At 69.2% G+C, this 12,806-nt stretch carries 5 protein-coding genes; all 5 read left to right on the top strand.

From position 1 onward, the window contains the following. Position 1: 1 nt before the first annotated feature. The 5 genes from BM252_RS02620 to BM252_RS02600 all read left to right on the top strand — a co-directional run bounded on the left by BM252_RS02620 (position 2) and on the right by BM252_RS02600 (position 12,559). A complete protein-coding gene (locus BM252_RS02620) occupies positions 2-3,964 on the top strand; it encodes a hypothetical protein (RefSeq protein WP_139236254.1) in 3,963 nt (1,320 codons plus the stop codon). A 6-nt stretch (positions 3,965-3,970) separates the two neighbouring features. Next, positions 3,971-5,497, top strand: a complete 1,527-nt coding sequence (locus BM252_RS02615; RefSeq protein ID WP_093383324.1) for a contractile injection system tape measure protein — start codon at positions 3,971-3,973, stop codon at positions 5,495-5,497. A gap of 9 nt (positions 5,498-5,506) precedes the next feature. Continuing rightward, positions 5,507-9,022: an eCIS core domain-containing protein gene (locus BM252_RS02610; protein WP_093383321.1), complete on the top strand. Its 3,516-nt coding sequence runs from the start codon at positions 5,507-5,509 to the stop codon at positions 9,020-9,022. A gap of 3 nt (positions 9,023-9,025) precedes the next feature. Then, a complete protein-coding gene (locus BM252_RS02605) occupies positions 9,026-10,345 on the top strand; it encodes an ATP-binding protein (RefSeq protein WP_093383318.1) in 1,320 nt (439 codons plus the stop codon). A 138-nt stretch (positions 10,346-10,483) separates the two neighbouring features. After that, positions 10,484-12,559: a sensor histidine kinase gene (locus tag BM252_RS02600; RefSeq protein WP_093383315.1), complete on the top strand. Its 2,076-nt coding sequence runs from the start codon at positions 10,484-10,486 to the stop codon at positions 12,557-12,559. Positions 12,560-12,806 lie beyond the last annotated feature (247 nt).

Below are 12,806 nucleotides of genomic sequence, written 5' to 3'. Positions count from 1 at the left end.
CATGAAAACTGTCCAAGACACATATCCTGTTTTCGAGGCCAACCAGGTCTTGTCGAACCTGCACCTGAACCAGCTGTTCGACTACCTGAACGAGCAGGAAAGGCTGACCCGCGCCAACCTGATCGGCGTCGGCATCGCCTGCGGCCTGACGCTCAAGCTCGACGACGCCAGCACCACGCTGCACCTGGCGCCCGGCTGCGGCATCACCACCGAGGGCTATCTGGTCATTGAGGCCGACCCGGTGGCGTTGACCGCCTACCGCGGCTACAACCTGCCGCTCGACGTCGACTACCCGCTGCTGCGCGACAAAAGCCAGACCGGCCAGCCGTCCTATCCGCTGTGGGAGCTGTTTCCGGCCGGCGAGCCGGACACCACGCCGCTAGTCAGTCCGGCCAGCTTCCTCGATAACAAAGCCGTGCTGCTGTTCGTCGAATTGAAGACCGAGGGGCTGCGCAACTGCAGCCCGAACGACTGCAATGATCGCGGTTCGCAGACGGTGGTCACCATCCGCCGCCTGCTGATCGGTGTGGCCGACCTGGCCAAGGTGATCGCCGAAGGCGCGGAGCAGGGGGGCGGCATGACCACCTCCGATCTGGAGGCGCTCATGCTGGCCCGCCTCAACCTGCCCGACCTGGCGCTGCCGCGCTACGACGTGCCCAACACGGCGCCGACCACCTCCGAGCATGTGTTGGCCGCCTACCACGCGGTGTTCCACTCCGCCCAGTTGGCCACCAATACAGGTCTTGCCTTGAGCGCCGCCTACCAGGCCTTCAAGCCGCTGCTGCTGGAACGCTATCCGAGCGACCCTTTCGCCGGCTTCGGCGCCAAGTTCGGTTTCCTCGACAACGCCTTCGGCACGCCGGCGCAGATCGTCTTCCTGCAGTACTACCACGACCTGTTCGACGACCTGCTGCGCGCCTACGACGAAATGCGCTGGAAGGGCGTGGAGCTGGTGTGCGCCTGCGTGCCGTCCGAGCTGCTGTTCCCGCGCCACTTGATGCTGGGCGTGCCGCGCCCGATCGGCATCAACCCCGCCCTGTACCGCCACGGTTTCACGCCGGCCTGCCACGGCGACCTGTTGGTCGACGAGTTCCTGCTGCTGTTCGGCCGTCTGGTTGGCATGCTGGACAGTTTTACCCACCAACCGCCACTGCCGTCGCAGGGTAGCGACCGCTCGCTCGACCCGCAGATCCGCATCACGCCAAGCGCGCTGGGTTGCGCCGCCTTGGAGAAGAAGGCGCTGCCGTACTACTACCGGGTCGACTTGGCGCCGCCGCTGTACCAGCTGTGGAGTCCGATCCGCAGCCGGCGCGGCCGCGCCAATCAAAGCCTGGGCTACCGCAGCGTCGAGTACGTGCCGGCGGCGCCGGCCTTCGTCACCGAGCCGCTGCGCTTCGACCTGGAGCCGCACAACTTCCTGCGCATCGAAGGCCACCTGGGCAAGCAGTTCCAGCCCGTGCTGGCCACGCTGCTGAGCTTGAAGACGCGCCACCGCCTGCCGTTCGAGGTGATCGCCCTGCGCACCGGCGCCTTCGACGAGAACGTGCCGCTGCCGGCCGGCGACACGGCGCGCTTCCCCGACCTGGAAGCCATGTACGACGTGCTGCGCGAGGAGCTGCTGACCAATCTCACCGAGGGCATCCGCTTCCTCTACAGCGTGCAGGCCAACACCGCGCTGCCGGGCGGCGTACCCAAGCATCCGCTGCTCAAGCTGCGCGCGCCGAAGTTCGTCTACGACGCCAACACCGTCGGCGCCTGGTATGAAAAATACCTGGCCGGCTTCCTGGCGCGGCCCTACATCGACGTCGACCAGAACCAGATCGACCCCAACGCCGTGCTGATCGTCTACTGCGCGCTGTTCAGCGGCACTGTCGGGCTGCCCGCCGAGTTCTTCGCCTACGCCGTGTCGGTCTACTACATGACCAAGCTGTCCGAGACGCTGCCGGCCAGCCTGGACGTGCTGGCCTTCGCCGACTTCGAGAACAAGTGCCAGGATCTGCTGGGTCTGACCCACTTCTTCCGCGACCAGCAAAGCGCCGCCGTGTCGACCGACCTGCAGCAGTTCATGCCGAAGGAGGAGCTGATCGACCATTTCGACCAGGTGCTGTACGGCTCCAACCTGGACGCGATGCGGGCGGTGCACGACGAGTTCCTCGCCCGCATGCGCCAGCTCAAGCAGCAGCAGGTGCTGGCCTTCTTCCTGCAAAAGCATCCCGGCATCCAGCACAAGGCCGGCGTGCCGCTGGGCGGCACCTTCCTGCTGGTGTACCACGAGGCGGTGGCCGGGCAGGGCGGCATCGGCAAGGCGTTGCCGGCATCGGCGCTGGCGCTGGCCGCCGCCGAGCGCGGCAAACGACCGCCCGCCGGCAAGACGCCCCGGTCCGCCGCAGCCCGTGCGGACGGTGCCGCCAGCGCCGCCAGCAATGCCGCCGCCGACGCCGCCCGCAGCGCTTCCGGCATCAACAAGGAGGCCTTGAACCGGGCGCTCTCGCGCATCGGCGGCGACATCCGCTTCGCCCAGGATGCCGACGTGCAGGCGCTGATCGGCAGCTTGACGCACGGCGGCGGCATCTTCTTCCCCGGCGACGGCCGCCCGGCCCGCGCCCCCATCGCCGACGCCGTGGCGGCGCTGGCCAACGGCGTGGTGATCGCCGACTTCTTCCTGCCGTACCGCTGCTGCGCCGACGGGCCGTGCATCCAGTACGTGCTGCCGCCGCCGCCGCTGGGGCTAGTCATCACGCTGGGCTGCACCGACGCCACCGGCGTCGCGCTGGCCACCTTGACGCCGGAGGGCGGCCTGGCGCCGATCAGCTACCAACTCGACGGCCAGCCCTTCAAGACGCTGACGCCGACGGTGGCGCTGAGCGTGGGCGAGCACACGCTGGCCATCCGCGACAGCGCCGGCTCGGAGTCGGCGCAGCAGACGGTGGCGGTGCCGTCGATGCTGCAGCTGGGCGAGGCCAGCTTCAGCGACGACGTGACGAACATGACTTACCAGGTCGGGCTGACCGTGTCCGGCGGGGTGATGCCATATTTCACGGAATTCGGCTCAATCAATATCAATCAATATATCAGTCCGCCCGTGCCCAGCGGCGAGACGGCCATGGTGCTGGTGCGCGACGGCGCCGGTTGCGAGGTGATGCAGGACTACAGCCACGTGGTGGTGGTGCCCTGCGATCTGCCCTGCGAGGGGATCGCGCGGCGCGCCGGCTACCGCTTCTGGCTGCCGGACAACGACCCGCAACGGCCGTTCCGCGCCTTCCGGGTCGCGGTGCCGAGCTTCAGTTTCGACTTCAAGGACGGCCAGGTGGTCGACCTGCGCGCCGATGTGCAGCACATCTTCGAGGCGACCACGGTCGACGACCTGAACAAGGACTACGAGGCGGTGGTGCGCGGCTGGGTCCAGCGCATCAACGAGCTGACCACCAAGGCGGTCGGCGACGCCGATTGGCTGCTGCTGGACTACGACACCAAGACCGGCGTGCCGGCGCTGTGGATCGAAGGCTTCGACTGTCTGAGCTTCAATATCCAGATCGCCTCCGAGTTCAGCCGCCCCGGCCAGCAGGGCGGCCTGCTGTTCCAGTACGCGCCGGCCGGCACCACCATCAACATCAACGAGGGCACACTCCAGGTACCGGCCTTCAATCCCAGCCACATCGACAAATGCGATCCGTCTCGGCCGGTCACGCCGGTGTGCGGGCCGCTGGACATCGGCTTCAATTTCGACATTGGCGTCGACAACAACCGGGTCTTCCTCAACGTAGGAATTTCCGGCGGCGTGGAGCTGGAAGTCTTCACTTGGGAGGTGCAGGACTGCTCCCCGTCGATCGTCAACGGACGGTCGGCATCGGTGTCCATCGTCAACAGCGAGCCGCCGGTCAAGAGCGTCCGCCTGTGCGCCTACACCAAGGAAGGCTGCATGGTGGTCGGCTTCACGCAAGTCAACGTCGGCAGCCCGGGCTAGCGCGCCATGCAGCCGAGCGCGCCCCACAGCATCCTGCGCCAGTACGTCGAGGTGCGGATGGCCGGCAGCGAGGCCGAGGCGCTGGCCTTGCAGGGCCGGCTGGCGGGCCTGTGTGCGCAATGGCTGACGCCGGTGATCGAACGCGCGCTGGAACGCTGCTGTCCGCCGCGCGGCGTGCTGCGCATCGAGCGGCTGGAGGTGGACGCCGGCAGCGTCGCGCTGGGGCGGTTGGAGCAGGATCTGCCGGCGCTGCTGGAGCGCTGCCTGGACCAGGCGCTCGGCGTCCATCTGGCCGGTGGCGCGGGAGGCGCCGCCGACGGGCGGGCCGCGCCGCGCCACATCGGCCTGGCGCAGGCGCTGGACGAGGCGCTGGCCCACTTCCTGCGCTACGGCACGCTGCCGGCCGCGTTGCACCTGGCCGCGGGCATGGACTTCGAGGCCACCTTGTTGGCCGCCTGGAGCGCCGACGGCGGCGCGCTGGCGGCGCTGGATTCGGCCGCGACGGCGCCCGCCTGGGCCGCCGCGCCCGGCGCGCCGACGGCCGGGCAGGCGGCGGGGCCCTCCGCACTGGCGAGCGGGCAAGTGGCCGCGCCGCCGGCGCCGACGGCCGACCTGATGGCGGCGCTGCGCGGCTCCAGCGCGCTGCGCCGCCTGTGCGGCCAGTTCTCGACCGGCTTCCAGTTGCTGCTGCTGGCGCGCCTGTCGCCCGCGCTGGCGGCGGCGCTGCAGGCCAGCCTGGCGCAGTTGCGCGCGCGAGCCCAGGGTGCCACGGCCGAGGCGGGCGCGCGGCTGCTGTGCCGCGCCGGGCTGGAGCTGGCGCTGCACGGCCGCGTCGGCGACGCCAGGCTGCCGCTGCATGGCGCGCTGTGGCGCGGCCTGCCCGAGCAGGCCGCGCGCGCCGCGCTGGCCGCCTTGCATCCGGCCGCGCCGCGCGGCGACCGGGGCCGCGCGCCGGCCGTGCTGCGCGCGCCGCCCGGCGAACGCGGGCGCCCGGCGGCCCGGCCGGACGTGGCGCGCGGCGACGAACACCCGGACCGACGCCACGGCATCTACCTCGACAACGCCGGCCTGGTGCTGCTGCATCCCTTCCTGCCGCGCCTGTTCGACGCGCTGGGATTCAGCCAGGAGGGGCGTCTGCTGCGGCCGGGCAGGGCGCTGGCGCTGCTGTACTTCCTCGCCAGCGGGCGGCCCAGCACGCCGGAGTACGCGCTGGCGCTGCCCAAGCTGCTGTGCGCGCTGCCGCTGACGGCCACCGTGGAGGACGGCGTGGTGTTGACCGCCGCCGAGTGCGCCGAGGCCGAGGCGCTGCTGGCGGCGGTGATCGGCCACTGGACGGCGCTGCGCAACACCTCGCCCGACGGCCTGCGCGGCGCCTTCCTGCTGCGTGCCGGCAAGCTGAGCGAGCGCGCCGGCGAGTGGCTGCTGCAGGTCGAGCCGCAGACCGCCGACATCCTGCTGGGCGATCTGCCGTGGGGCATCTCGGCGGTGCGGCTGCCGTGGATGGAGCGCATCCTGTGGGTCGAATGGACTTAGCGGACCGCCATGAAAACCAGCGCAGAGAAATCCACCACATCCACCACCACCACGCCGGCCACGGCACATCGGGCCGGCCAGCAGCCGTTCTTCCAAAAGAGCGGCCTGGACGAGCGCGCCGCGCCGCGCGGCGGCGCGATGCCGGCCAAGGTGGTGCAGGCCAAGCTGAGCGTCAACCAACCGGGCGACCACTTCGAGCGGGAGGCCGAACGCATGGCCGACCACGTGATGAGCGCGCCGACCATCGTCAAGCCCGAGTGGGCCACCGGCCGCGCCAGCGACTGGGCCTCGATGGCCGGCGACCGGCTGCAGAAGAAGGAGGCCGAACGCGTGCAGGGCAAAGACGCCGAAGCGGCGCCGCGCAAGGAGGTCGAACGCATCCAGCGCAAAGACAGCGGGCGCGTGCAGCGCAAGGAGGCCGAGCCGGCACAGCGCAAGGAGGCCGAGCGCATCCAACGCAAAGACGACGAGCGGGTGCAGCGCAAGGAAACCGGTGCCGCGCCGCAGGTCGACGGCGCCACCCAGTCGGCGCTGATGAACCAGATGAGCGGCGGCGAGGCGCTGTCGGCCGAGACGCGCGGCTTCATGGAGCCGCGCTTCGGCGCCGACTTCAGTGGCGTGCGGGTGCACCGCGACAGGGAATCGGCCGGCCTGAGCAACCGCCTCGGCGCCCGCGCCTTCACCCTGCGCAACCACGTCTTCTTCTCGGATAACCAGTTCCAGCCCGGCACGCGCGACGGCAAGCATCTGCTGGCGCACGAGCTGACCCACACCATCCAGCAGGGCCAGTCGGTGCGGCGCAGCGCGCAGCCTGCCGTCGAGCGCGGCGCGCAGCCGGTCGTGCAACGCAGCCCGCAGGTGTCGACCAACAGCGCCACGCCGGCGATCCAGCGCCTGGGCGTGCAGGACGCGCTCGACTACTTCGCCGACAAGGCCTACTACATCCCCGGCTACCGCCTGCTGACCATCGTGCTGGGCTTCAACCCGATCAACCAGCGCAGCGCCGACCGCAGCGCCGCCAACATCCTGCGCGCCCTGGTCGAGTTGATCCCCGGCGGCGCGCTGATCGCCCAGGCGCTGGACAACCACGGCGTGTTCACCCGCGCCGGCGCCTGGGTCGAGCAGCAGCTGGCCACGCTGGGCGACATCGGCGGCGCCATCGTCGCCGGCCTGGCGCGTTTCATCGACTCGCTCAGCTGGCGCGACATCTTCGACCTGGGCGGCGTGTGGGACCGCGCCAAGGCGATCTTCACCAACCCCATCGGCAGGCTGATCTCTTTCGGCGCCGGCGTCGTGACGGGGCTGATGGCCATCGTGCGCGAGGTGGTGCTGCGCCCGCTGGCGGCGCTGGCCGAGGGCACCGCCGGCTACGACCTGCTGAAGGCCGTGCTGGGCCAGGACCCGGTCACCGGCGAGGCGGTGCCGCGCTCGCCGGCCCTGCTGATCGGCGGCTTCATGAAGCTGATCGGCCAGGAGGAGGTGTGGCAGAACATCCAGAAGGGCAACGCCATCGGCCGCGCCTGGGACTGGTTCCAGGGCGCGCTGGAGGGGCTGATGGGATTCGTGCGCGCCATCCCCGGCCAGATCGTGGACACGCTGCGCAGCATCACCTGGCAGGACGTGCTGACCATCACCGGCCTGTTTTCCAAGGTGGGGCGGGCCTTCCTCAACGTCGCCGGGCAGTTCCTCAGCTGGGCCGGGGCGCAGGTCATCACGCTGTTGGAGATCATCTTCTCGGTGGTGGCGCCGCGCGCCGTCCCCTACATCAAGAAGGCGCAGGGCGCCTTCCGCAGCATCATCCAGAACCCGATCGGCTTCGTCGGCAACCTGGTGCGCGCCGGCAAGCTGGGTTTCCAAAACTTCGCCGCCAACATCGGCGCGCATTTGAAGACGGCGCTGATCAAGTGGATCACCGGGCCGCTGGGCGAGGCCGGCGTCTACATTCCCAAGGAGTTCAGCCTGATCGAGATCGTCAAGCTGGTGCTGTCGGTGCTCGGCCTGACCTGGACCAACATCCGCTCCAAGCTGGTCAAGATCATCCCCGACCCGGTGTTGACGGTGCTGGAGAAGACCGCCGGCGTGCTGGTGACCCTGGTGCGCGACGGCCCGGCGGCGGCCTGGCAGGAGATCAAGAACGAACTCAACGAGCTGAAGGACAGCATGATCGCCAAGGTCACCGAGATGGTCACCACCGAGATCGTCAAGGCCGCCGTGACCAAGCTGGTGACCATGCTCAACCCGGCCGGCGCGGTGATCCAGGCGATCATCGCGATCTACAACACGATCAGCTTCTTCATCCAGAAGATCAACCAGATCGCCGCCGTGGTGGCCTCCTTCATCGACTCGATCGCCGCCATCGCCGCCGGCCAGCTCGGCCCCGCCGCCAAGCGCGTCGAGCAGACGCTGGCCAACACGCTGCTCATCGTGATCGGCTTCCTGGCCAAGTTCGCCGGCCTGGGCGGCATACCGGACAAGCTGGTCGGCGTGGTCAAGAAGATCCGTGCGCCGATCGACAAGGGCCTCGACAAGATCGTCGCCTGGCTCGGCGGCCTGCTCAAGAAGATAGGTGCGGCGGCCAAGGCGGGCCTGCGCAAGCTGCTCAACTGGTGGCGCAAGAAGGTGCCGGTCAAGGGCGGCGGCGAAAGCCACACCTTGACCTTCGCCGGCGAGGGCAAGGCGGCCAAGCTGGTGCTGCGCTCCGACCCGGCGCTGCCGTCGGTGTTCCTGACCGCCACGGCGGCGACGCGCCGCCTGGCGAAGGCGAAGAGCGCCAAGCCGATCAGCACGGCGGTGACCCACGAGGAGGCGATCGTGCCGATCCAAAAGGAGCTGCGCGAGCTGGACGACGCCGGCCCCGACTCCACCACCGCCGACACCGCCTCCGGCAAGGCCGCCACCAAGGCCGACAAGCTGTCCAAGCAGCTCGACGGCAAGCTGGCCACGCTGGCGGCCCACGTCGGCGAGACGCTGGAGGACTGGCAGGTGAACGACCCGGAGGTGAAGAAGGACGACATCGCCATCACGCGCGGCAGCTTCAGCTTCCAGCAGAAGGTGCGCGTCGGCGAGCAGCACGCCGACAAGGGCGAGCTGGCCTACGACAGCAAGAACAAGGCCTGGAGCAAGCTGGGCACGCGCGACGGCGCCCGCCTGGGGCGGCGCCACGTGATCTCGGCGCACGACATGTCGACCCACTACAACACCGCGCTGGTCGGCAAGAAGGTCTCCGAGGCCAAGGTGCTGCTGGAGCAGCGCGGTTCGGTGGGCGACGCGCTGACGCCGGTGCCCGACCTGAAGCTGGCCAGCCTGCAGGCCTCCGCCAAGACGCGCTACAACAAGTTCTTTGGCTACGCCCGCAACCTGTTCATCGGCGACCAGCTGGAGAACAGCATGCTGCAGGCGAACATCGACCCCTTCCATCCCGAGATGGCCGGCAATGACAAGAAGCTCGACGAGCACGTGCGCCACATCAAGCGCGGCTGGGCGCTGGACGGCACGCTGAAGGTCACCGGCTTGGACGAAGCCTAGTCTATGTCCGCCGTCAACCTGCAGACCGCCTTGCACTACCTGCGCGCCATCATCCTGGCGCGCCTGCGCGACGCCGCGCCGGACGAGCTGGAACGCTCCGTCAACGACACCGCCTGGTACGACGACGGCTCGCCCTTCGCCCGCTTCGTCGAGCGGCACCAGCCGGCCTTCGAGGAATACATCGTGCTGCTGCTGGCCTTGTCGCCCAACGTGCACCCGACGTTTTTGAACGACGTCATCGCCAGCCACCTGCCGGACGGCGGCGACTTCGCCGCCTTCGGCGGCGTGCGCGTCAACGGCCACCGTGGCGTCATCCCCACCGGCGAGACGGCGCAGTTCATCCTGGCCGGCGACAACCTGGTCAACCGCCTGCAGGTGCAGCGCATGCTGGGCGGCGGCCATTGGTTCGCCCGCCAGCGCGTGCTGTGGCTCGAAGCGGTGCAGGAGGGCGAGCCGGCCATGAGCGGGCGCTTGATCCTGGCGCCGGAGGTGGTCGAACTGCTCACCGTCGGCGCGGTCAGCAAGCCGCGCTTTTCCAGCGCCTTCCCGGCCGAGCTGCTGGAGACGGAAATGGAGTGGGACGACCTGGTGCTGAACCCGGACACGCGGCGGCAGATCCGCGACATCGAGCACTGGACCGTGCACAAGGACACCCTGCTGCGCGACTGGGGCATGGGCCGCAAGATGAAGCCGGGCTACCGCGCCCTGTTCTACGGCCCGCCCGGCACCGGCAAGACGCTGACGGCGAGCCTGCTGGGCAAGCAGACCGGCCTGGACGTCTACCGCATCGACCTGTCGCGGGTGGTGTCGAAGTTCATCGGCGAGACCGAGAAGAACCTGGCCAACCTGTTCGACAAGGCCGAGAACAAGCAGTGGATTCTGTTCTTCGACGAGGCCGACGCGCTGTTCGGCAAGCGCACCGACATCCGCGACGCCCACGACAAATACGCCAACCAGGAGGTGGCCTACCTGCTGCAACGCATCGAGAGCTACAACGGCCTGGTGATCCTGGCCACCAACCAACGCGGCAACATCGACGACGCCTTCGTGCGCCGCTTCCAGGCGATGATCCATTTCCCGCTGCCCGGCGTGGCCGAGCGCGAGGCGATCTGGCGCAAGAGCATGCCGCCGCAGATCGTCCTGGCCGACGACCTGCGCTGGCCGGCGGTGGCGGCCAGCCACGAATTGACCGGCGCCAGCATCCTGAACATTTGTCATTACTGCGCGCTGCAAGTGTTGGCAAATGACAACATTGCATTGTCCGCCGCCGCGCTCGAGGCCGGGGTGATGCGCGAATACGTCAAGGAGGGCAGGGTGGTGTAGCGGCCCAAGGTGGCATAAGCTGCCACAACGGGCCACTTTGTATTTGCAATCCGACGCGCATGTCCTATACAGTGTCAGTCAGAGTGTCAGTGAGCGTGGCGCCCGGCGCCGGCTCGCGGCGCGGGCTGGAGGAGGGACATGTTGGCATCGAACACGCATCCTCCCGCCACCGGGACGGACAGCAAGGCACACGCCGAGGCGCAGCTGCAACTGCTGCGCGAGTACCTGACCGGCTTCGAGCTGGCGCACTTCTCCTCGTCGCTGCATCTGATCCGCCAGATGCCGCTGGCGCCCGGCCAGGCGTTGGAGCTGGAGGCCTTCCAGATCCTGGCGCAGTCGCTGCACGACGACGCGGCGCCCAACGAGTTGCTGCTGCGCGCCAAGAGCCTGCAGATGCAGGCCCAGTCCGAAAACTTCCCCATGGCCCAGGCCGCCGCCTGGCGCGCCCTGCAATGGGTGCAGACCCGCATGCGGCTGTACCACGCCGCGCTCGACAGCGTGGCGCGCGCCGGCGAGCTGTACCAGCGTTGCGGCCAGGACGCCCTGGCCGTGCAGATGCGCGCGATCCGCTGCACCGTGCTGTTCAGCTCGGAGATGTATGTCGAGCTGCGGCAGAACTGCGCCGAGCTGCTCGGCCACCCGGACGGCCTGGCCGCGCCGGTGCGCGCCCTGCTGCTCAACTATTCCGCCTCGGCCGCCTACTACCTGGCCATCGAGGAGGACGACGAGGACAGCGCCGCGCCCCACTGGGACGACTGCCTGGCGCTGCGCCAGCAGGCGCTGGCGCTGGCCTGCGCCGAGGGCCTGCACTACCACGAGGGGCTGGCGCTGCTGAACCTGGCGGTGGTGACGGCCACGCTGGGGCGGGCGGCCGAGAGCCGCGAGTATCTGCGCCAGTTCCACCGGCGGGTCGAGCCGGAGCACGTGCAGCCCTACTGGGTGCTCGGCCTGCGCCTGTGCGAGGTCTTGCTCGGCTGCGTGGAACTGCCGCGCGAGCAGGCCTGGCGCACGCTGCTCGCCTTCGACGCCGAGCTGGCGCTGGAGCCGCCGCACAGCATCGGCTCGCGCGAGATCGTCTCGCACACCATCCGCCGCTACGGCCGCCAGTGGGGCTACCTGGAGCAGACGCTGCAGGCCTGCATCAGCCAGGTGCGGGTCGAGCGGCGCCACAAGCGCGAGATCGCCAACGCGCTAGGCGAGACCATCAACGCCGTCATGGAGCGGCCCCATCTGCAGCACGAGAACGCCCAACTGGCCCAGCACGGCACGGCGCTGGAGAACTCCCTGGCGCAGCGCAACATCGAGCTGAGCAACGCGCTGTGCAAGGTGCAGGCCGAGGTCAGCGTGCGCCAGGCGGCCGAGGCGGCGCTGCGCCGCGCCCACGACGAGCTCGAGGAGCAGGTGCGCGCGCGCACCGGCGAGTTGGAGCTGGCCATGCGCTCGCTGATGCAGCAGGAGAAGCAGCTGGGCATGTCGCGCATGGTGGTGGGCATGGCGCACGAGATGAACACGCCGCTGGGCAACGCCCGCGTCGCCGCCAGCGCCATCGCCGAGCAGGGCGTCGAGCTGCAGCGCAACCTGGCCGGCGGCACGCTGAAGCGCAGCCAGCTGCAGGCGCTGCTGTCCCACGTGGCCGACGGCGGCGCGTTGCTGGAGCGGGCCATCAGCCAGATCAGCGCGCTGGTCGAGCGCTTCAAGGGCTTGTCCAGCCACCCGGAGCAGGAGGCTTGCGGCCGGTTCGACATGGCCGAGCTGCTGCGCATGTGCCAGGGCCACTGGCAGCCGCTGATGGGGCCGCAGTCGGTGCGCATGCGGCTGGAGCTGCCCGAGGAACTATGGCTGAGCGGCTACGGCAACGGCTGCCGCCAGGTGTTCCAGCAACTGTTCGAAAACAGCATCTACCACGGCTTCAAGGGGCGGACGGGCGGCGAGATCGTCGTGGCCGCCAGTCGCGTGGGCGAGGAGCTGTTGATCGAGTGGGCCGACGACGGCAACGGCATCGCCGCCGAGCATCTGGGCAAGGTGTTCGAACCCTTCTTCACCACCCAGCTGGGCCAGAGCGGCGCCGGCCTGGGCCTGGCCAGCGTGCACAGCCTGGTGGTGGACATGATGAAGGGCAGCGTGGCCATCGCCAGCGCGCCGGGGGAGGGCGCGCGGGTGCTGCTGCGGCTGCCGGTGGCGGGCGGCGCGGTAGAGTTGGCCGCCCTTCGATAGCGGCTTGCCTGGACAAAGTATGATAAGGTAATACCTATCACTAAGCGACTGGAGACGCACCATGACAGCCATTGTTGCCCGCCCCATGTCGGTCAAGCTGGACCCGGATACTCGCGCCCGTCTAGAGCACTTGGCGGAGTCCCGCCGCAGAACTAAAGTGGACCCGTCAGTCAAGACACTCTGCCAGTTAATTTAAGCTGTGCCCATTTCCACTTCATCAGCTGCTCGGCGCTGTCCCGTACCACTC

The sequence above is a fragment of the Rugamonas rubra genome (assembly GCF_900114705.1).
In the GTDB taxonomy this organism is placed as follows: Bacteria; Pseudomonadota; Gammaproteobacteria; order Burkholderiales; family Burkholderiaceae_D; genus Rugamonas; species Rugamonas rubra.
Note: the sequence above shows the minus strand (reverse complement) of the source record. Positions and strands in the feature narration are given on the sequence as shown.